This is a genomic window from Clostridium sp. 'White wine YQ' (assembly GCF_028728205.1).
GTDB lineage: Bacteria > Bacillota > Clostridia > Clostridiales > Clostridiaceae > Clostridium_T.
In genome coordinates, this window is record NZ_JAQYUU010000003.1 from 365,682 (window position 1) to 386,179 (window position 20,498).

Annotated in this window: 20 protein-coding genes; 7 read left to right on the forward strand and 13 right to left on the reverse strand. The window is 30.8% G+C overall.

Annotated elements, in window-relative coordinates; genetic code table 11:
* Positions 1 to 5: 5 nt before the first annotated feature.
* From PTZ02_RS13930 to PTZ02_RS13945, 4 genes are all read left to right on the forward strand, one after another.
* A complete protein-coding gene (locus PTZ02_RS13930; protein ID WP_274228407.1) occupies positions 6 to 1,121 on the forward strand; it encodes a DUF58 domain-containing protein in 1,116 nt (371 codons plus the stop codon).
* A complete protein-coding gene (locus PTZ02_RS13935; protein WP_274228408.1) occupies positions 1,108 to 2,277 on the forward strand; it encodes a hypothetical protein in 1,170 nt (389 codons plus the stop codon). Before PTZ02_RS13930 ends, PTZ02_RS13935 begins: the two co-directional genes overlap by 14 nt.
* A gap of 346 nt (positions 2,278 to 2,623) precedes the next feature.
* The gene (locus PTZ02_RS13940; RefSeq protein WP_274228409.1) at positions 2,624 to 3,481 is read left to right on the forward strand and encodes an RICIN domain-containing protein; all 858 of its coding nucleotides are present in this window, start codon (positions 2,624 to 2,626) and stop codon (positions 3,479 to 3,481) included.
* A 286-nt stretch (positions 3,482 to 3,767) separates the two neighbouring features.
* Positions 3,768 to 3,962, forward strand: coding sequence for an alpha/beta-type small acid-soluble spore protein (locus PTZ02_RS13945; RefSeq protein ID WP_274228410.1), 195 nt, complete (start codon positions 3,768 to 3,770; stop codon positions 3,960 to 3,962).
* 69 nt (positions 3,963 to 4,031) lie between these two features.
* Here the strand turns inward: PTZ02_RS13945 and PTZ02_RS13950 are convergent, their stop codons facing one another.
* From PTZ02_RS13950 to PTZ02_RS13965, 4 genes are all read right to left on the reverse strand, one after another.
* Positions 4,032 to 4,754 (reverse strand): DUF2812 domain-containing protein, encoded by a 723-nt coding sequence (locus PTZ02_RS13950; protein WP_274228411.1) that lies wholly within the window; start codon positions 4,752 to 4,754, stop codon positions 4,032 to 4,034.
* Positions 4,744 to 5,088, reverse strand: coding sequence for a PadR family transcriptional regulator (locus PTZ02_RS13955; RefSeq protein ID WP_274228412.1), 345 nt, complete (start codon positions 5,086 to 5,088; stop codon positions 4,744 to 4,746). Before PTZ02_RS13955 ends, PTZ02_RS13950 begins: the two co-directional genes overlap by 11 nt.
* 154 nt (positions 5,089 to 5,242) lie before the next feature.
* Entirely contained in the window at positions 5,243 to 7,510 is a 2,268-nt protein-coding gene (helD, locus tag PTZ02_RS13960; RefSeq protein WP_274228413.1) for an RNA polymerase recycling motor HelD, read from the reverse strand.
* A gap of 261 nt (positions 7,511 to 7,771) precedes the next feature.
* A complete protein-coding gene (locus tag PTZ02_RS13965; protein ID WP_274228414.1) occupies positions 7,772 to 9,226 on the reverse strand; it encodes an MDR family MFS transporter in 1,455 nt (484 codons plus the stop codon).
* Between the two features lie 118 nt (positions 9,227 to 9,344).
* Here PTZ02_RS13965 and PTZ02_RS13970 point away from each other — a divergent pair, with 118 nt between their 5' ends.
* On the forward strand, positions 9,345 to 9,914 hold the full coding sequence (locus tag PTZ02_RS13970; RefSeq protein ID WP_274228415.1) for a PadR family transcriptional regulator: 570 nt from the start codon (positions 9,345 to 9,347) through the stop codon (positions 9,912 to 9,914).
* Between the two features lie 64 nt (positions 9,915 to 9,978).
* On the opposite strand, the gene PTZ02_RS13975 is transcribed toward PTZ02_RS13970, so the two are convergent.
* On the reverse strand, positions 9,979 to 10,587 hold the full coding sequence (locus PTZ02_RS13975; protein WP_274228416.1) for a hypothetical protein: 609 nt from the start codon (positions 10,585 to 10,587) through the stop codon (positions 9,979 to 9,981).
* Positions 10,588 to 10,787: 200 nt separating this feature from the next.
* Here PTZ02_RS13975 and PTZ02_RS13980 point away from each other — a divergent pair, with 200 nt between their 5' ends.
* Positions 10,788 to 10,997 carry a hypothetical protein gene (locus PTZ02_RS13980; RefSeq protein WP_274228417.1) on the forward strand — a complete coding sequence of 70 codons (210 nt, stop codon included), beginning with the start codon at positions 10,788 to 10,790 and terminating at the stop codon, positions 10,995 to 10,997.
* 56 nt (positions 10,998 to 11,053) lie between these two features.
* Here the strand turns inward: PTZ02_RS13980 and PTZ02_RS13985 are convergent, their stop codons facing one another.
* The 7 genes from PTZ02_RS13985 to PTZ02_RS14015 form a co-directional block, all read right to left on the reverse strand.
* Positions 11,054 to 11,404: a PqqD family protein gene (locus tag PTZ02_RS13985; protein ID WP_274228418.1), complete on the reverse strand. Its 351-nt coding sequence runs from the start codon at positions 11,402 to 11,404 to the stop codon at positions 11,054 to 11,056.
* Positions 11,394 to 13,313 carry an OPT family oligopeptide transporter gene (locus tag PTZ02_RS13990; protein ID WP_274228419.1) on the reverse strand — a complete coding sequence of 640 codons (1,920 nt, stop codon included), beginning with the start codon at positions 13,311 to 13,313 and terminating at the stop codon, positions 11,394 to 11,396. Before PTZ02_RS13990 ends, PTZ02_RS13985 begins: the two co-directional genes overlap by 11 nt.
* A gap of 194 nt (positions 13,314 to 13,507) precedes the next feature.
* A complete protein-coding gene (locus PTZ02_RS13995) occupies positions 13,508 to 14,731 on the reverse strand; it encodes an MFS transporter (protein WP_274228420.1) in 1,224 nt (407 codons plus the stop codon).
* Positions 14,721 to 15,521: an ABC transporter ATP-binding protein gene (locus tag PTZ02_RS14000; protein ID WP_274228421.1), complete on the reverse strand. Its 801-nt coding sequence runs from the start codon at positions 15,519 to 15,521 to the stop codon at positions 14,721 to 14,723. The genes PTZ02_RS13995 and PTZ02_RS14000 overlap by 11 nt, the downstream gene beginning before the upstream one ends.
* A complete protein-coding gene (locus PTZ02_RS14005) occupies positions 15,522 to 16,529 on the reverse strand; it encodes a FecCD family ABC transporter permease (RefSeq protein WP_274228422.1) in 1,008 nt (335 codons plus the stop codon).
* 1 nt (position 16,530) lies between these two features.
* Positions 16,531 to 17,523 carry a FecCD family ABC transporter permease gene (locus PTZ02_RS14010; protein WP_274228423.1) on the reverse strand — a complete coding sequence of 331 codons (993 nt, stop codon included), beginning with the start codon at positions 17,521 to 17,523 and terminating at the stop codon, positions 16,531 to 16,533.
* Positions 17,513 to 18,460, reverse strand: coding sequence for an iron-hydroxamate ABC transporter substrate-binding protein (locus PTZ02_RS14015; protein WP_274228424.1), 948 nt, complete (start codon positions 18,458 to 18,460; stop codon positions 17,513 to 17,515). The genes PTZ02_RS14010 and PTZ02_RS14015 overlap by 11 nt, the downstream gene beginning before the upstream one ends.
* A 184-nt stretch (positions 18,461 to 18,644) precedes the next feature.
* Between PTZ02_RS14015 and PTZ02_RS14020 the strand changes: the two genes are divergently transcribed.
* Positions 18,645 to 19,646: a helix-turn-helix domain-containing protein gene (locus tag PTZ02_RS14020; protein WP_274228425.1), complete on the forward strand. Its 1,002-nt coding sequence runs from the start codon at positions 18,645 to 18,647 to the stop codon at positions 19,644 to 19,646.
* A 35-nt stretch (positions 19,647 to 19,681) separates the two neighbouring features.
* Here PTZ02_RS14020 and PTZ02_RS14025 read toward each other — a convergent pair whose 3' ends face one another.
* Complete coding sequence (locus tag PTZ02_RS14025) at positions 19,682 to 20,467, reverse strand: HAD family hydrolase (RefSeq protein ID WP_274228426.1); 786 nt, start codon at positions 20,465 to 20,467, stop codon at positions 19,682 to 19,684.
* Positions 20,468 to 20,498 lie beyond the last annotated feature (31 nt).

Sequence of the window (20,498 nt, forward strand, 5' to 3'; positions counted from 1 at the left end):
GCATTATGTTAAGTTATTTTGCATTTGCCTTTCTAATAATACTTCTATTAGCTTTGGGAGAATTTACACGTAGAAATGGCTTTAGAAATCTTAAAATCAAGAGAACCATAAAAAATAATAAAGTTCAAATAGGAGAAGAAATTTTTGTAACTACAACTATAGAAAATAAAAAATGGCTTCCTATTTCATTCCTTCATCTTCAGCAAGATATACCAAGTGATCTTACTACTGAACTTAATAAAAATGAAGTAAGCTTATTTTTATCTATAAAGTGGCATGAGAGAATTAAAAGTACCTTTAAGCTTAAGGGAGAAAAAAGAGGGGTTTATCTTTTAAAAACTGTGAAATTATCTTTGGGAGACTTGTTTGGTTTTAGTTCTGAAGTCATGCAGATAGATGATTATAATGAAATTATCATATATCCACCAATTAAAAGTATAGATTCCTTTTACCTAGTTAGCAATAATATTCAAGGTGATAACATAATAAAAAGATGGATATATAAAGACCCTATCTTTACTCGTGGCATTAGGGAATATAATGTTGAGGATAGAATGAAGGATATTCACTGGCCATCCAGTTTAAAGGCTAATAAGCTAATGGTTAAGGAATACGATTATTCATCTGATAGAGAACTTATTATAATTCTAAATACCCAGTGCGGTGCACCATACTTTAGTGTAACAAACTCAGATGTTATTGAAAGTGGTATTGAACTTTCTGTCTCATTAATTAATAGTTCAATTAATATGGGTACCCCAACTGGTTTCTGGACAAATGCACATATTTTAGGTTTTAGAAAAGATTTAAAAAATATGATAGAACCTTTTTTAAATTCCTTTACTGAAATCTTAGAACTTTGCGGAAGGATGTCCTCTGCCTCCCCTAGAGAAGATTTTGCTTCATTTCTTTCTAGCAACTTAATGCACTTTAGAAAGAATGCTGTCTATACTGTAATCTCATGCTTCTTTGATGATGAGAGCATTTATATGCTTAACAAACTTAAGAATGCTGGAATGTGTATTAAAATAATTGATATAACCCCAGATGCTTCTTTACCTGAAGTAAATGGTATTGAAAAAATTATATTAACTGGAGGTAATGCTAATGAGTCAAATTAGAAAGATAAAAATATTATATACTCTTAGCCTTACACTTTTTATAGATATAGTTTGGAGTTTTATTATAAGAATAATATTCAGACAAGGATATGACTACAAACTTTTTATAATACTTCTTGTTTCCGCCTTTAGTATTGGATTCTTCAAAGAAAAAATTAGTAATAAATATGTAAATATAGCTATACCTACAGCTATTTCTTTATTTTTGAATTCTAACTTTTTGTATAACGTAATTGTAGTTGCATTCTTATGCTATATAATTTATGAAACCAAAGAAACCACCTATGATTTTTTTAACATTGAAGGCAAAGTTAAATACAGTATAGGTATTTTATTTATTCTAGGCTTTCTAGATTCAGGTAGGAATATTAGATTATATATTATTTTTATTATAGTTTCTGTATTACTACAAAGAGAAAGTCGAGCATTTTCTTATAAAATGAAAAGCTCAGCCTATGGCAATTTAGTTATTGCCATAACATCAGTACTCCTTACTATAGATAAAGTATTCTTACCAATTTTAGGAACCTTGAAGAGAATAATTGATTTTTTATGGCTACCCATAAGCTATATAATATTGGCTTTTGCTTATATTTTATCTTTCGTATTTTCTTATGCAATTAAAGCAATAGAAGTCATTACATCTAATAAAGTTCATGAGCAAGTAAAAGTTGATAACAATACTTCTGATAATACTTTAGTACAAATAGAACAGATAACCCACTTTCCGCCTATTATAAAAATAATTATTGAACTTGCCACAATTATTTTTATTTTATTTATAGTTTATAAGTTATATAAAACAAAAAAGGTATCTAAAAGGGTTATGGATAACTTCATTGAAATTGAAACTGAAAATATATATGAAGCTAAAATTAGAAAAAGAGTTAAATATAAATATGACAAAGATATAAGAAGCAAAATATTATATTTATTTTTAAAGTTTGAAGTCTTAGCCAAAAATAAAGGACTATATAAAAACTTCATGACTGCAGAAGAGCTTGGGCGTAGTACTAAACGTTCAATAAACAAAGCTAATGAGATCGATATATTAGTCAATAACTACAATGAAGTAAAATTCTCAAATCATATTCCCACTAATAGGCAATATGAGGATATAAAAGAAAATTATAAAATACTCAAAAAAGAATTGTAAACTTAAAGGCCCATACCAATTTATAGGTGTGGGCCTAATATATTTTAATGTATTATAAAAACTAAATATAATATGTACCAATCAGTCTAATTGACATCGATTCTCCTTATGTTATAATTTAGTATATAAGTAATATTATGTAAACAACATTGTAGCCTTATCTAAAAAGGAGGTATGTATAAAGTTATAATTTAATCTTTATGTGTTAACCAAGTCTTTATAACAGTAACTGTCCTTATATAAAAATATTCTGCAAAAATTCTTTATGGCTAAATCTCAAAAATAATACTCGCCATGCGATACAAAATACCTGATATTTTAAAAAATATATAAGGATGTGTTAAAAATGAGTAAAAAACTATCTTTAACAAAAGCTTTGGTATTTGCATCAATGCTAGCGACATCAATTATTGTAGCCCACCCATTAAAAACATCAGCTGCTGTTGTTTCTGGACAAACTTATAAACTTATTAATGTTGGTAGCGGAAAAGCTCTTGACGTTTATGCTGCTGGGACAGCAAACTATACCAATGTTGATATTTATACTGACAACAGTACTGGAGCTCAGCAATGGAGAATTATACAAAACAGTGATGGCACTTACAAGTTAATTAATGTAAATAGTAATAAGGCCCTCGATGTTTATGCTGCTGGAAATGCTGATTACACTAACGTCGATATTTACACTGATAACGGAACTGCTGCTCAAAAGTGGAACATCATTGCTGTTAATGGCGGAACTACACCATCAGTAAACAAGCCTTCTGAAGTTCCAAATGATATATGGACATATGCTATTAATGCTGATAGAAAGTATACTAATGATGGAGATTTTGCTCTATTATTATGTGCTGTAATTAAAAAAGAAAGCTATTTTGGGGCAGGCTTAGGTGGAAGCCCATCTTCTGGAGATGGATTAATGCAAGTAGAACCAAACACTCGAAATGCCTATGCAGCCAAGTTCCAAGCAAAATATGGGTATGCTTATAATCACGGTAGTTACCAAGATCAAGTATACTTGGGTGCTCTTATTCTAAATGAAAATATTGTACAATTTGGTAGTGTATACAACGGTCTATTGCATTATAATGGAGGCCCTAACTGGTATCCAGGTGCTACAGATTCATACGGACGTGTAATAGAAGCTGATAAATATGCAAATGAAGTTTATGGAACCTATAGATCCTATGGTGGAAAACGATAACTCCTTAGCATATAGACACTGTCTTCTATAAAAATTGTTCTTTATGAATAAAAACTTATAAAGTTTTTTGCGGACAGTTACTATTATAAATATAAAAAATATAAGTCGATTTCAGTCTATCACTGAGTCGGCTTATTTTTTTTAATAATTTCAATGTGAAAACTAACCTCACCTGGACATACATAGCAAATTTCCCATTGTTTTTATAGCGTAGAAATTCTAAAATTACATATAACTATAATTGCAAACAATTATTAAGTAATAACTTATAAAGGAGGAATTTACTATGGCAAGTAGAGGTAACAGAGTTTTAGTACCACAAGCAAAAGAAGGTTTATCTAGATTCAAAATGGAATCTGCTAGTGAAGTAGGAGTTACTCTAAATGAAGGTTACAATGGAGATTTAACTGCTAGAGAAGCTGGCTCAGTAGGCGGACAAATGGTTAAAAAGATGGTTGAAGCTTACGAAAAAAATCTATAATTAATAAATAGGAGCGTTTAATACGCTCCTTAATCTTTGCTTAAATAAACTTTAACATACTTATACCTATTAAGATTTTTTATATTTCTTATAGTGATTTAAACTAAGATAAATATATAAACCTCCTACAGCTACAGAAAGTACTCCAAGATATTTTTTATCAATAAGATCTAATATCCCTAGTACTAAAAAAGCAATACCTATAAATATATATAACTTCCACAATCCTTTATTATTAATTGCCTCACTTTTATCCCCACCATCTTTTTCTATTTGCTTAATTCTAGAGTTATATGCTACATAAGGCATAAAGTTGAACACAAAAATAACTATATCAATAACTAGCAAGCATAGAATAGGCAAAAATATAGGTAACCTAGCTATAAAAGAAAAAATTAATAACCCTATTAATAATATTCCCGCTATAGAAGAATAAAGTGATGCTTTTCCTGTTCGAAGTCTTACATCTTCATATTTATCTATCTGTGTTTCTCTGTCGCTATAAATTGGCTTGGTCCCCTCTTCTGCTGAGAAAATATGCATTTGTTTTCCTACAGAAATAATATGATTCCATCCAGCTTCTTTAAATATATTAAAATATTCTTCATTTGCCTCCGTTTGATAGTCTAAACTATATACGATATTTTGAGGTTTATCTTTTTTTAACTTATAAAAAAATCCTCCTACTATACCTTCAAGTATCCATCCTTGACTTGCATATTCACTTAATCTTTTCATATCTCCTTCTTCATTAAATGCAAGCCCCTCAATCATTACATATTTACTTTTCATGATTATCCTCCTTACTAATTAAGAAATTTTCAGCGAATTTAATCATTTGTTTTTTACGCTCAATTTCATTTATGAGCATCTTTCGTCCTTTATCTGTTATTCTATATACTTTTTTATTTTCATCTGTATCTGAACTTAACTCTACTAATTCTGCAGCTAATAGCTTTTTAAGTGTTGTATAAAGTGATGCTGGCCCTATAACAACTTGATTATCAGTAAATTTTTCAATTGCTTTCATAATAAGATATCCATGCTTTTCCTCAATAACACAAGATAAAATATAAAAAGCTGAATCAGTAAGTTCACCAATATCAATGGAATCTTTTCTCGGCATAAAACTCACCTTCCTATTTTTAGTATATCATTTATTGATATACTATATTTAATAATATACCAATAAATGATATAACTGTCAAATGTTTACATTATTAATAGACACGGAAAAGTTATTATACTTCTCCGTGTCTTCTTCATTGTTTATTAATTAATTAATTATAGTCAGCAACAATCTTAAATGACTCATTTAGCAATGGTGTACATTTACCTGAGTAGTAAATGCATAAAACATGAAGCGCTCTAGTACATGCCGTATAAAACAGCAGCCTTTCCTCCTCTGAGCTGTAATTTTCATTACCAGCATTATAAATAAGTGCTACATCAAACTCTAACCCTTTTGCAAGATAAGCTGGTATTACTAGCGTATCACTTACATATTCATCATCATCTTTCAGTATAACCTTCACATTTATCTTATCTTTTAAAAAACTATATACCTCTTCAGCTTCTTTTGCTGTCCTTGCTATAATTCCAATGGATTTATATCCCTTATCCTTATATGCTTTTATATCATAAAGAAGTTTTTCTCTTATCTTTTCTTCATTCGTGAAACCAAAAATTAAAGGTTTTTCTCCGTTTCTTTCTACGCATTCATCAGTAATTTCCTTATTAAGCAGCTTTCTTGCAAACTTAGTAATTTCCATGGTTGATCTATAACTCTTAGTTAGGTTTATTATACAGGTGTTATCTTTAGGAAATACTCTTGAAATATTATTATAATCTCCAACATTCATAAATGGATTAATTGACTGATTTAAATCCCCTAGTATAGTCATATTGGCATGATTAAAAAGCTGATAGAGAATTTCATATTGAAGTGGAGTGTAGTCTTGAGCCTCATCTATTATTACATATTTGATTTCTGAGGTTCTTGGTAGATCTCCCAGTACACCTTTTAAATATAAAAGTGGTGTCTGATCTTCATAATTAAGTTTTCCAGCTCTCAAATTTTCTAAAGAATATCTTTTAATCTCATTTATTTTCTTCTTATCATATTGTGAATTTAAATTATTAGCGAGTGTATCTAGGTTTTCAAAAAAGCCTTTATAAATTTCAACTAAATCAAATCTTGTCATCATATTTATTTCATCATATAAACCCTTCATTTCACTCTTTGCACTAGCTAAACTACGTTCCATAATCTCGATTTTATCTATATAGTTACCTGAGTCTTTAAGTTCACTAGACACTTCTTCTACTCTTTGTTTCTCATAAGGTTCTATTAAAAATAAAATTCTTTCTTTTATCTTTTGAAGTCTCCTTTTAAGTGGAAGTTTAATATAATCTTTAAAAAATAATTCTTGTACTTCCTCCGAAGAAATTATTAACCTATCACCCAAAATGATATCTTTAAAATTTCTATCCATTTTATCAATATAGTCTGCATATTGCTTTAAGGTATCCACAAATTCTACTGAAGATTTATATTTTATGTTGATGATCCTTTCTTCATAATCTGCTTCCTTCTTTGACCCTAAGATATATTCCATCATTTCGCAGTAATCTTCCTTCTTAAAGTCATTTCCTAAGGCATTATGCATATATTCTTTAAAGGTTGTCTGGCACATATTATCTTCTCCAAGCTCAGGTAATACATTAGATATATAGTCATTAAAAATTTCATTTGGTGAGAATATTATTATATTTTGTGGAGTAATTTTATCTCTATGTTTATAAAGTAAATAGGCAATTCTATGAAGTGCAACAGATGTTTTTCCGCTTCCTGCTGGCCCCTGAACTATCAAATTTTTGTACTCTTCATTACGTATGACTTTATTTTGTTCTCTTTGAATTGTTGTTACTATGGCTTTCATCTTGCTATCAGTGTTTTTACTCAGCATCCCTTGAAGTATCTCATCATCTATTGTAATGTTGCTATCAAACATATAGTCGATTTTACCATTATTAATCTTATACTGCCTCTTTAGTGTAAGTTCGCCTTCTACAGTTCCTTCAGGGCATTCATATTTTGCTTTTCCGATTTCGTAATCATAGAACATACTAGAAATAGGAGCTCTCCAATCGTATACTAGGAAATCATAGTCATCGTTAATAAGATTTGAAACTCCAATATAATATTTTTCAGCTTTTTCTTCTCCTTTTTCAACAAAGTCGATTCTTCCGAAATAAGGCGACAAAATCATTCTCTCATATTTCTCTTGAATCTTTTTTGTAAATTCATGAGTTCTCTTCTGTCTTTTCATTGTTCCAATGAACTCCATAAATTCTACAACTTGTTCTAATCCATTTGAAATTGAAATTGAACCTACATCCTGCCATAGTTGCCTTTGTGTTTCAATAGCATCTTTTCTAAATTTCTCTTTAAAATCATTGTTTTCTCTTAATTGTTTGCGAGCCTCACTAAGTACAGCTTGTAGCCATTGATCTTCAAGATTCCATTCAAAATCATTTCTGTTCATCATATTGCCCCCTTAAAAAATAATTTAAGAAATTTATTTAAAATATATTGACATTGCTTTTTACGAGTTGTATAATATAGTTAGGGAGTTATATTCAACTTGTTAAAGTGGCGCTAAATCTAGTGTATCACTTTATTTTTGCTTCGTCAATAGTAAAACATTTGTTATCTAACAAGTGTTTTTTTATTTTGCAACTTAAAATTTCTATAAAGCAAAAGCTCTTACCATCTTCTCGGTAAGAGCTCTTATTTTTAAGTCATATTATGCTACGTTTTCTTCTATATCTTCAATAATAACTTTATGCTTACTTTCCTTTTTTAAGTAGAAACTTATAGGAATAGCTACTAATATTATAACTGTAGATATTTTATAAATATCATTTACTGCCAAGGTAAAAGACTTAAGTGGTAACAGTTTATCACTTGGATTTAATATAGCCATACTCTTCGCATGAAAAGCAGTTCTTGCTGTAAGCAATGAAGCAAATACCCCCATGGATAAAGATGCAAATCCTTGTCTTATCCAATTGTTAACAGAGGATGCATGCCCGCTCATCTCTCGCGGCACTGCTGACATACCAGAGTTTGTTGCTGGCATTGTGGATAATGATATTCCTATATTTCTTACAATCATCCAAAATACAATATAGGATGAAGGTGTACTCATTGTTAAATGTGCCATTTCCCATGAACCTAATCCAATCAAAGATACTCCTATAAATATTAGCATACGCGGTCCAACACGATTGTATAATTTACCTACTAAAGGCATTATTAATGCCATTGCCAAGGAAGCCGGCAGCAAAATTAGCCCTGCTTGTAATGCTGTTTGTTGTTGAACGTTTTGAAGGAATAATGGAGTTAATAATGACCCTGCATAAAGCGCTATTGTTATTATACAGCCTACAATAACACTCATTGTATATCTTGTATACTTAAACACCCTAATATTAAGTATAGGAAACTTATAGTGTAACTCTCTCCATATAAACACAGCCAAAGTTATAGCGCCAGCCACCATAAGAACTATTGTTTTAGGGGAACTCCATCCCCATGTAGAACTTTCACTAAATGCTATTAATAGCATTAAACTCGAGAAAATACTTGTCGCAAAACCAATAGCATCAAAACTTTTAGGTTTATCTAACTTATAGTATGGTACAAAGTATTTAATCATTATTGCAGAAATAATCCCTATAGGAATATTTATAACAAATATAGCTCTCCAACTAAAGGTCTCAATTAGCCATCCACTTAATGTAGGTCCAAAAGCTGGCGCAAGATATGCCGCCAAACTCCATAAGCTTATAGCAAAAGCTTGCTTTTCCTTTGGGATACTTTGATAAATTATAGTCATTGCAGTAGGTGCAATAAGTCCACTAAAGCATCCTTGTAACACTCTAAAAGCGATGAGTGATGTACTCCCCCATGCAAACGCACAAAAGGCAGATGCAAAAGTATATCCAATAATAGCATATAAATAAACTTTTTTATTACTAAACTTTTGACCTAAGTAACCCGTAAGCGGAGCAACTGTACCCATAGCTAACATGAAACCAGTTAATGTCCATTTGGCCGTATTTAAATCTGTATTAAAATCCTGCATAAAAGCTGTAAGTGCAATATTAACTGCACTCGTGCCTAAAGTCGCTAAAAAAGCTGCAAGAAAGATTCCTGATAACATCGATCCACTTGATTTATTTTTCTTTTGAATCATTCTTCTCAATTCCTCCAATAAAAACACCTATTGCCTATATGTCAATTTGTACATATAATAATATATAATATTAATTTTTTACTGATATGTCAATGTGTATATAAAGGAGGATTATCTTATGAATACCTTATCATATGGCCTTTTAGGCTTATTAGTCAACGAATCTCTTTCAGGATATGATTTAACTAACCGTGCTAATATTTTCTGGCACACTACTCACAGTAGAATCTATCCCCTGCTTGGGAAACTTGAGCAAGAAGGTTACGTAACCTTTTCATTGATTAGACAATCAGATAAGCCAGATAAAAAAATATATTCACTTACAGAAAAAGGACTTAATGCTGTAAAACTATGGCTCAAATCTCCTACTGATGCGCCAGTTACTAAAGATGAGTTTTTCTTCAAGGTATATTGTATGCATGTTTTAGATTCATCTGGAATCAATAAACTTATTACTGAAAGAGAGAATATGTATAGAAGCAGAATCAAATACTGCACAGAACGGATTGAACATCTGAGAGAATTTTACAGTGGTAAGTTATTAACTACAAACACCACAGGGTTTGGAAGATATATCTCTCTTAAGAAGGCCATCTCAGATGCAGAAAACGGCCTTCACTGGTGCACCTGGGTGCGTAAACTATATGAAAATAGTAGTGAAATAAATATTTTTGAGTATGATTTATAAATACGATAAATAAGAAGGAAAATGTACACTAATAAGTAACTACATTTTCCTTCTTATTTAATATTTATCCGTGAAAGTATCCAGTCCTTGCATACACTGCAACATACGGCACTTCTTTTCCATCTTTCATGATATACGCTTGATAAACGTCACCATCACCTTGTAACTTCTCTATTCTAACGACTTTTTCTCCATAGGTATCATATAAATCTTTTTTAAACATCTCTTGCCAATCACTTTGAATAGGTGCATTTAATGTTATATATGCTGCAAAACTTTCTACATCACCCTTCTTGCCTCCATTATTTAAATAGCTCTTATACAAAGTTCCAAAATCAGCCTTATTTAAAAAAGTCTTGCTCCAGTGCATTTTTTGATATTCTGGCTTATTTCCTTGATCACCATTAATATAATCTTTAACCTTTTTAGTTATATCTTGTATTTCTTGAGAAGATACTGGTGCCTTTTGTGTAGATGTCTCCTTTGATTTATTATTATTCTCTGTTGTATTTTTACTTGTATTAGAATCTTCTGAAGTTGTACTAGTACTATTCTTACTGCTCTCGTTAGAATTTGCATCTGGTTTATTAACGATCTTTGAACATCCAACAAAAAGCAATGATAAAACTAGGGCCATTATTGCAATTGATTTTTTATTAGTCTTAGCTTTCATAGTTACTCTCCTTATTTTTATATCCTATATACTGCTACCATTATAATACTTTTAATCCAATATGTGAAATGTCCCTAATGTTTTAAAGCTCCAACTTTTTTAGGTTAAGCTTTATTTTCTTACACATAATATTAAAAAGAAGTTATAAATTATAGGCTTTATAGAATTATAACTTTATAACTATGGAAAGGAGTTACCAAATGGAAAAAGACAAGATAATGGCTGATAAGCTAATAGATACTCTTGAGGCAAATGGTGAGATAAGCATCACTGTTGGAACAAAAGAAATGTTCATTGAAGCTGTAGATAATAAAGAGGGATACTTATATGTGAGCAGCACAAATGAGGAATTCGGAAGCAGTAGGGAAGCTGTTGAATGGGCAATAAAAAAAATAAATAGTGCTACATAAAATAATATTACTAATGAAAAGAGCATTTTCCTAACATAGGAAAATGCTCTTTTGTATTAGTAATTTACTTTTTCTATATAGTGGCAATTAACTTCTATATGATTTAAGAACAATAGTAGTCTTTCATAAAGCGGATGAACTTTATCACCATACTTTGCTTCTAGACTTTCTCCTATATCTTTTACATTTTTATTGCCATCTATCTGTAAGAATATCCAACTTCCATATTCATCTAAAGAGATTTTTTTATACTCTGGAATCCTGAATTTAAGTTTTCTAAAGAACCTTTGGACTTTATGATCTTGCTTCATAAGTACAGTCACAATATTTTCTTCATCTACCTCATATTCTAAGTTGTCAGATATCTTATATATTATATTTAAAACATCTTCATTATTATTCAGCATCTTTTACCTTGCTTCTTAATATAGGTATTATAGTTGCTATTACTAGAACAACTAGTATTACATATGCCATTCCATTAGTAGCAGCGAAGCCAGTTGGACCATTTCCAGTTACAAGTCCTGTTACTTGGAATATTATACCTATAAGTCCTAATATAGATGCTCCAGCAACAAGTCCTGATGATAAACTAATACCATTAGAAACTTTAGCTTCTTTTTCTTTATCAGACTTAGAAGTTTTTTCTACAAATAAACGAACTAATGCTCCGATTAATATTATAGTAGTTGTAGATATTGGTAAGTAGAATCCTATTGCAACTGCCATTATTGGAAGGTTTAATAAGAATAAAACAATTCCCATTACAGCACCAACTATTATCATAACCCAAGGTAACTTACCAGACATTATACCAGCAGTTAATGTTGACATTAAGTTTGCTTGAGGTAATGCAAATGGAACATTATCACCTGTCATTTTAAGTTGGTTTGAAAGTAATAATATAGTACCAACAACTACTGCAACACCAAGTACTCCAGCTATTGCAAAGTACTTATCCATTTCATTTTTGTCACCACCAACTACAAAAGTAACCTTTTGTGATTGAGAGTAACCACCTGCTACAGAAATAGCAGTTACAATAAATGTACCAAATAAAAGTAATGATTTATTACTATCTGGATTTTTCCATCCCATTGCAACAAATAATGATGTAACAATAACTATAGAAGCTATAGTCATACCTGATACAGGAAGATTTGAAGTTCCTATAGTACCTGTTAAACGACCAGAAACTATAACAAATAATAGGGATAAGAATAATGATAATATAGCTGCAAGTATTGCCATTGTTACATTACCATTAGAAGCTATGAATCCAGCTACAAAACCTAATACTATACCAGCAAGTAATACTACTATTGCAAAAGAAGAGCTCTTGCCATTATTTGAAGATTTAGCATTAAGAGTTTCTTTTATAGATGATATTATAGTTGGTATAAGCTTTATAGCTCCTATTAAACCACCAGAAAGCATCATACCTGCTCCGATATATTTAACATAGCTACCTGCTATATGCTTAACTTGCATAGCATTTATAGCAACATCTGAGTTATTCCATACAGTTGCTCCATCTTTTCCAAGTCCTGCAAAGTAACCTATTAAAGGCATAATACCAAAGTTAGATAATATCGATCCTGCAAACATTGTTACAGCAACTTCCATTCCAACTATGAATCCAATACCTAATAACATTGGGTTAACTTCAACTTCAAGTTTCCACTTGTAGAAAGTTTCATTTACATAGCTTATAACGTTATTTACTAGATTCAAAAATGCACTAGTTATAACAGTTATAATACCACCTATTCCAAAACCAATTCCCATGAACTTCATTGATTCTCCAGCGCCTTCTGAAGCAACTAGTGTTTCAGATATAGCCATTGATTCTGGATACATTAATTTACCATGTTCTTCAACTATTAAATAATTGTAAACAAGGGAAGCGATTCCAAGTCCGAATAAAACTCCAGCTGCTCCAACGCCAAAGCCTTCTATGAAAGTAACCTTAGAACCTATTAAAAGAACTGCAGGTAATACGAATATTACACCACTTGCAACAGATTCTCCTCCACTTGCCATACCTTGCACTAAGTTCTTTGCAAGTATGCCTTTTTTCTTAGCGAACGCAGCTATAAATCCGGAACCAATTATAGACCCTGGTATACCAGCGGCAACAGTAAGTCCTGATTTCATACCTGAATAAGCTGTTGATGCTGCAAATAAAGCAGCTAAAATAATACCGATTATTAATACTACAACGTTTCCACCAGATTTTGATCCGCTAGAAACATAAGGAACATAGTTCTTACCAGCTACACCACCGTATGCATCTTTTGATAACTTATTACTCATAAGATGTACCTCCTTTAAAATTTCACAACCATAATTATATCATGATTTTTATATAATACTATCTTTTTCAACCATTTATTACACGAATATTTATGCTTTTTTTAATATTTTAATCAAAATATTTAAAAAAACTTTATTTTTGAATACATTTTATGCCATTTTATCAATAAACTGAGATAAAGTATGCGGATATGTTATTCTGCCTTATTAGTGTTACATCTTATATAATTTACCACTCCAATACTAAATATGAGTGTTAATATAAATATATTTGAAATACTTAGCTTAATATCTATTAATTGGCCATATATTATTTGTCCAGGTGCAACGCTTGCAGTTGCAACTGCAGTAGAAAAAGCACTGACTTTTCCTAGCATCTCTTCTTTTACCTCTTGCTGGATATAAGTTAACGAAATAATATTTGATAAAGATAATGATAACATTATTCCAAGCCCTCCTAAGGAATAAAGGCCTAGAGTTATTAGTTTATTATCTGTATTTAATCCTGCTGCAATTCCCATAGACACCATAGCTATTATCATTGGATACATTGTTTTATGTATCTTCTTCATTTTAAACAATTTAGGCCTGAAGGTTATTAGCATACCTCCTATTATCATCCCTAGAACAAATATTGCTTCTACATATCCATAGATACTTGAAGGCATGTTTAATTTTACATTAATAAAATATGGAGACACAACGCTTAAAACTGGTACTACAAAAATATTAGTAAGCGCATAAGAAAGTATAATTCCTAGTACAACTTTCTTTCTTTCTTTTAAATATATAAAACTTTTTTTCATTTCCTTAATAGATTCAAAAAGAGGATTCTTAAACTTCTCTATTTTCTCTAAATTCGGAATATCTAAAAACAGTTCTATAATCGCAGCTATTAAGAAGCTAGCAGCGTTTAATATTACCACAAATTTCATTCCAATAAAACCATATAATAATCCTGCAACTATCGGTCCAGCTAAATTAACTACATACCCCACCTGTTGAATTATCCCATTAGCTGAGGTTAACTGTTCCTTTTCTACGATTTGAGGAATACAAGCTGTAACGGCAGGACTGTATAAAGTATAGATAATTGATAACATAAACATTACCACAGCTACTATTACTGTGTTATCTTTCCCACTTATTAATATTACTGAATATATACTCATTAAAACTGCACTAAATAAGTCAAGACGTACCATTATTTTTTTCCTATTTACTGTATCTGCTAATAATCCTGCAATCGGTGCAAATAATATATATGGAATTGTTGATATTGCTAATATCCCTGAGAAAATTGCGGCACTTCCTGTTAAATTTAAAATATATAAGGACATACAAAATCTTTGAATAGCATTTCCAAACAAAGAAATTATCTGCCCAGTAACTACTATAATAAAGTTTTTATTTTTCATTTTGTCCTCTTATAAGTTCATAGTCTACACAAATAGGATAATTTCCATCCTCACTTAATTGTAACTTAACATCTATTCCATAGATTTCTTTTAAGCTTTCTCTAGTTATAACTTCCTTAGGAATACCCTCACAAATAATATTACCTTTCTTAAGTCCAATAATATTACTCGCAAATCTGCAAGCATTATTTAATTCATGAAGTACTATAACAACTGTAATATTCTTCTTTTTATTTAGCCTTTCTAATACTTCAAGCACTTCTAATTGATATGACATATCTAAATAAGTTGTTGGCTCATCTAACATAATTATGTCTGTTTCTTGTGCTAATGTCATGGCAATCCATGCTCTTTGTCTTTGCCCACCAGATAAATTTTCTACTTGTCTATCCGCAAAATCCTTAAGCCCAGTTTCCTCAATAGCCCATTCTACTATTTCTTTATCATGACTATTAAGGCCACCTATCATTTTTTGATGTGGGAATCTTCCATATGTAACCAATTCCTTAACCGTAATTCCATTTGGACAGACTGGTCCTTGAGGTAAAAAGGCAACTTGCGTTGCTATATGTTTTTCTTTCTGATTTTTTATATTCTTATCATTTATAAAAATATCGCCACTTTTAGGCTTTATTACTCTTGCTATAGTCTTTAAAAGAGTTGACTTACCACATCCATTGGAGCCTATGATAATACTTATTTCTCCTTTTGGAATTGAAAGGTTCATGTTATCTATTATTAAATTATCTTCATAGGCTACAGATAAATTCTTTACATTTATAGCTTCCATCTAGTTCTCCTTCATCATCAAATAAATAAAATACGGTACTCCGAGTATTGAGATTGTAATCCCTACTGGTATTTCAATAGGAGAAAATAAGTTTCTTGAAACTGCATCTGCAAATAAAATTATTATTATACTTATAAGGGCAGATACAATCAAAAAGTTTTTATGATATGGTCCAACTAATTTTCTAGCAATATGTGGACATATTAACCCTATAAATCCTACATTCCCAGCAAAGGCAGTAGCTCCACCTGCAAGTATAACTGCATAAGTTAAAAACTTCTTTCTTTCCTTATTTAAGTTTAGTCCAAGAGAAACCCCATGCTCATCAGATAAATTAAGAACATCTAATTTCTTATAATTTAATACTACTAGACTAAACATTAATAATACCAAGGGCATTATTATCTTTACATAGCTCCACCCAGAACCCCAAAGGCTTCCAGATATCCATATCAATACTCTATTGTAATCACCAACTCCACCCTTAAAAGTAAAGAAGGTGATAAAAGCATTTAATCCTGCATTTATTCCAAGCCCTATAAGCAGCAACCTTCTTGGTCTAATTCTACTTCGTCCAGATAAGAAATAAATTGCTATTGCTGTAACCCCTGCGCCTAAAATAGCCATAAAAGGAAGTACATAAACAGATAAGGTACCAAGTTCACTATAATAATCTACAGTTTTTAATGAGATGAAAATAACAGCTACCACTGCTGCACCTGCATTAATACCGATAATTGAGGAATCTGCTAATTCATTTTTAGTTATGGTCTGAAGTAAAGCTCCTGCTGTTGCAAATGCTACGCCAACTGAAATTCCAACAAGCATTCTAGGAAGTCTAATATTTATTAGAGCTGTCTTTTGAAGCTTTGTCCCTTGACCTAGTAAAGTTTTTATAATATCAGAAGGTCCAATTTTATAGCTACCCCAACCTAAATAAAAGATAAAAGCTAATAGAACCAGACTTAATAATACTAATATAGTTATTTTTAAACTTCTTTTCTTCATATTAGCCTTTCTCCTTTCTTGCTACAGCTACAAAGAATGGAACACCTATTAATGCTGTAAATATTCCTATTGGAGTTTCATAAGGATTATTTATCATTCTTGCAGCAATATCAGAATAAGTTAGAAGTACTGCTCCTAGTAAAAAAGATGCAGGTATTATTTTTCTATAATCTTCTCCTAATACTTTCCTAACAATTTGAGGAATTATAAGACCAACAAAACCAATGTTTTTACCTACTGCTACTGCTGCAGCACACATTGGTATCATAATTAGTAAAGTTATAAGTCTTATTCTTTCAGGATTTTCCCCTAAGCTTATTGCGACATCATCCCCTAAACTTAGTACATTTATTTTCTTTGAAAGCAAAATTGCTATTATTAAACCTACTATCCCAACTACTGAAACTAAAATAAAGTCTTCCCATGTTGCACTCCTAAAGCCACCAGCCACCCAGAATGCAATAAACTGAGACTTATTAGATAAAAGACCAGCCACAGTTGTAAGTGAAATAAAGAAAGTACTCATAGCAGTTCCTGCTAACAATATTTTTGTAATTGAACTATTATTTGCCTTCCGTGACATAAACCCTATTACTATTATTCCACTAAAAACAGCTCCAATTAATGAAGCTATCATAACATTTGTAGTATTTATTGAAATTCCAATAGCATAAAAGATAGCAACAACTAAAGTTGCTCCCTGACTTACACCAAGAAGTGAAGGTTCTGCTATTGGATTCCTCGTAACTCCTTGAATCACCGCTCCCGTTACTCCTAAAATCCCCCCTGTTAAAAGTACACAGAGCGCTCTAGGTATACGAACATCTCTAATTAACACCAGCTCCAGCTTTTCACTATAGTTAAAAATACTGTGCCATATTTCAGAAATACCAATATGGGTAGCTCCTAGACTTATAGCTAGGAACAACCCAATTATTAGAACAAAAATACTACAAACCATAAAAGTTATTGTATTTTTATTACTATTTTGCATTCAACTTCTCCACAATTTCATTTAAAAGTTTTTCTCTTCCAATCGGACTATAGCCTTGATTAAAGTAAGGTGATGCAGTTAATTTAGTTATCTTACCTTCTTTTACTGCAGGCAAGCTATTCCATATTGCATTTCCTTCAAGAGTTTTTAAGTCATCAGCAGTTGCTAAAACAAATATATGATCTGCTTTTATTTTTGCTAATCCTTCATAGGTTACAACTGGTAGGCTTATATCCTTTTGTTCTGGCATACCTTCTGGCTTCTTTAGCTTCATATCCTCATATAAAACACTTCCGAATCCAGCTCCATCAAATACATAGAATTGACCACCACTTGCTAAGAATGATAAATAAGATGTATCTTTTCCTTGAGCTTCTTTAACTTTTTCTCCTGCTTCTTTGGCTTTCTTATCATAGTTTTCTAACCATGTATTTGCTGCATCTTCTTTATTGAAAACTTTAGCGAAAGCTTTAACATCTTCTTTCCAGTTTAATGCTTCTAATTTAACCATAACTGTTGGTGCTATTTCTTTTAATTGATCATACATTTTTTCTTGTACTGTTGAAATTATAATTAAGTCTGGTTTTAAATTCATTATCGCCTCAACATCCATAGTGTCTTGCATGCTATATCCTACTATTGTTGCACCTTTTAATGTATCTTCTAGATATGTAGGGAATTTTTTATAATCATAGGCATCACTGTTTGCAGTTCCTACTACCTTATATCCCAAAATTGATAAAATATCACTATTACCACTTAAATCTACTATTCTTTCAGGTTTCGCAGGTATTTCTACCTCTCCTTTAACATCAGTCACTTTAACTGTCTTTGCTTCCTCTTTTACAGTGGATGAACTTGTATTTGAACAACCAACGAATAACATAGCTGTCATACAACCTAATAAAAGTGTTTTTAGTATTGAAGTTTTTCTCATTTTATATCTCCTTTTTATATCTTATATGATATTGATTCTCAACTATTGTAAGTGTACATGATATTCATTCTCATTTCAATGGTTGCACCATATTTAATTATTTTTACATCTAATATGATTATTTTCTTGTGTATCCAACCATTATTTAATATAATTTTATTATTCTACAGAGGGAGGTGTTTTTATGGTCGTAAAGTCCAGTGAAGAGTTTAAATCTGTTGTCTTGAAAAAGTTAGACTTTAGTAGTTTTGAAGATGAAAATTATACTTTACATACAAATAAAAAAAGACCTGAACTTGGTTATTTCATTAGTTATTCAAGGGAAGGTTATTATGATTTAGGGATTGCAGACTATACTATACCTGAGAATTTCTCTTTGTCTTTTGACAATCCTGAGCTTTTAATGCGCTTTGGGCTTGTTTATAAAGGGATTACAGAATTTAAACTTGAGAATAACCCAATTTCTTCTTTTACCCCTTCCTATTTCTTCGTTGTTGAAAAAAATTTAAAAGGTCATCAAAACTGGAAAAAAGGACAACATTATCACGGAATTGAAATAACTATACGTGAAAAATATTTTACAGATATAATTAAACCTAATTTTCCTAATATAATGGATCTACAAGCCTTTATTACAAACTATACTTACACTTATCTTCCTATGGAAATGGTAAAAATTATTCATCAGCTACAGAGCTTGATTAATGAAAATTCTTTAAATGCCATTTACTTAGAGTCTAAAATCTTGGAGTGCATTGCGATTTTAAATAATGAGATTACCAAGTCTTCCGAAAATGCTTTTACTAATCAAATTAACTATGGAAATATTTATATTGGTAATGATAGAGTAATAAAATTAACTTCTTCCGATATTAGAGCTATTCAAAAAGCTCATGATATTTTATCAGAAAACTACAGCAATCCTCCTAGTATAGAAACCTTAAGCAAGATTGTGTATTTAAATGAGCAAAAACTAAAGGCAGGATTTTCAAAACAGTATCATATGTCCATTGGGGACTATACAAATCATATTAGAATGACAATTGCAGCAAATCTTCTATCCACAACAGATTTAAGCATTGAAAATATAGCTAATAAGGTGGGCTACAATTACTCTGCAAACTTTTCTAAGATGTTTAAAAAAACTTATGGAAAGACCCCTTTAAAATTTAGAAAAACAAAATAACCATTAATAATAATTAATGGTTATTTATCAATTCGCTATAAAATAAATTCTTCTATTTCTAATGCTACTCCATCATTTTGTACTGTATCAGTAATTTTTTTTGCATAACTTTTTACATGGTCATCTGCATTTCCCATCGCTATTCCACATCCAACTGTTGATAACATTTCTATATCATTTTTCCCATCACCAAAGGCATAACTATTTTCTATCGGAATATTTAAATACTCTAATACTTTTAGAATTCCTGATGCTTTTGAATTAGTCTTAGAATATAATTCAAAAGAACCTTCTTCTAGGTTATGCATATAATCAAAGTTATGTTTGTCCAATGTTAAGCAATAATCTATACTTTTTTGATCCTTGCATAGCATTTCAATTTTATATGTGTCCACTTCATCAAGAACATAATTTCCTTCTAAATATTTTTTAGATATTTTATATGAATCATAAAATGAGTGCAGCTTTTTATGTGTATCCTTAATATAGGAATATTTTTCACCCTGCAATATATATTCAATATTAAGTTCTTCAAAGTTATCAACTAGTTCCTTTATGATTTCTTTTTTAATTGCTTCCTTATGGATACACCTATCCCCAAGCTTTACATACGCACCATTTGTAAGTACAAAACCATCAAATCCAAAATTTCGTAATGCTTCATTTAAAAATGCATATGGTCTACCTGTTGCTAGAAAAACATAATCTCCTTTTTCCTGAAGCTTACGTATAGCCTTTTTTACCCTAGGAGTAATATCAGTTAATCCATTTAAACAATCAATTAGAGTTCCATCAATATCAAAAAACACTGCCTTTTTCATTCTTCCATCTCCCTAATAATCCGTTCTCATT

Excerpts from the sequence above, each read along its gene's own strand:
- PTZ02_RS13930 (WP_274228407.1), top strand. The coding sequence starts at position 6 with ATGTTAAGTTATTTTGCATTTGCCTTTCTAATAATACTTCTATTAGCT.
- PTZ02_RS13935 (WP_274228408.1), top strand. The coding sequence starts at position 1,108 with ATGAGTCAAATTAGAAAGATAAAAATATTATATACTCTTAGCCTTACA.
- PTZ02_RS13940 (WP_274228409.1), top strand. The coding sequence starts at position 2,624 with ATGAGTAAAAAACTATCTTTAACAAAAGCTTTGGTATTTGCATCAATG.
- PTZ02_RS13945 (WP_274228410.1), top strand. The coding sequence starts at position 3,768 with ATGGCAAGTAGAGGTAACAGAGTTTTAGTACCACAAGCAAAAGAAGGT.
- PTZ02_RS13950 (WP_274228411.1), bottom strand. The coding sequence starts at position 4,754 with ATGAAAAGTAAATATGTAATGATTGAGGGGCTTGCATTTAATGAAGAA.
- PTZ02_RS13955 (WP_274228412.1), bottom strand. The coding sequence starts at position 5,088 with ATGCCGAGAAAAGATTCCATTGATATTGGTGAACTTACTGATTCAGCT.
- helD (WP_274228413.1), bottom strand. The coding sequence starts at position 7,510 with ATGAACAGAAATGATTTTGAATGGAATCTTGAAGATCAATGGCTACAA.
- PTZ02_RS13965 (WP_274228414.1), bottom strand. The coding sequence starts at position 9,226 with ATGATTCAAAAGAAAAATAAATCAAGTGGATCGATGTTATCAGGAATC.
- PTZ02_RS13970 (WP_274228415.1), top strand. The coding sequence starts at position 9,345 with ATGAATACCTTATCATATGGCCTTTTAGGCTTATTAGTCAACGAATCT.
- PTZ02_RS13975 (WP_274228416.1), bottom strand. The coding sequence starts at position 10,587 with ATGAAAGCTAAGACTAATAAAAAATCAATTGCAATAATGGCCCTAGTT.
- PTZ02_RS13980 (WP_274228417.1), top strand. The coding sequence starts at position 10,788 with ATGGAAAAAGACAAGATAATGGCTGATAAGCTAATAGATACTCTTGAG.
- PTZ02_RS13985 (WP_274228418.1), bottom strand. The coding sequence starts at position 11,404 with ATGCTGAATAATAATGAAGATGTTTTAAATATAATATATAAGATATCT.
- PTZ02_RS13990 (WP_274228419.1), bottom strand. The coding sequence starts at position 13,313 with ATGAGTAATAAGTTATCAAAAGATGCATACGGTGGTGTAGCTGGTAAG.
- PTZ02_RS13995 (WP_274228420.1), bottom strand. The coding sequence starts at position 14,731 with ATGAAAAATAAAAACTTTATTATAGTAGTTACTGGGCAGATAATTTCT.
- PTZ02_RS14000 (WP_274228421.1), bottom strand. The coding sequence starts at position 15,521 with ATGGAAGCTATAAATGTAAAGAATTTATCTGTAGCCTATGAAGATAAT.
- PTZ02_RS14005 (WP_274228422.1), bottom strand. The coding sequence starts at position 16,529 with ATGAAGAAAAGAAGTTTAAAAATAACTATATTAGTATTATTAAGTCTG.
- PTZ02_RS14010 (WP_274228423.1), bottom strand. The coding sequence starts at position 17,523 with ATGCAAAATAGTAATAAAAATACAATAACTTTTATGGTTTGTAGTATT.
- PTZ02_RS14015 (WP_274228424.1), bottom strand. The coding sequence starts at position 18,460 with ATGAGAAAAACTTCAATACTAAAAACACTTTTATTAGGTTGTATGACA.
- PTZ02_RS14020 (WP_274228425.1), top strand. The coding sequence starts at position 18,645 with ATGGTCGTAAAGTCCAGTGAAGAGTTTAAATCTGTTGTCTTGAAAAAG.
- PTZ02_RS14025 (WP_274228426.1), bottom strand. The coding sequence starts at position 20,467 with ATGAAAAAGGCAGTGTTTTTTGATATTGATGGAACTCTAATTGATTGT.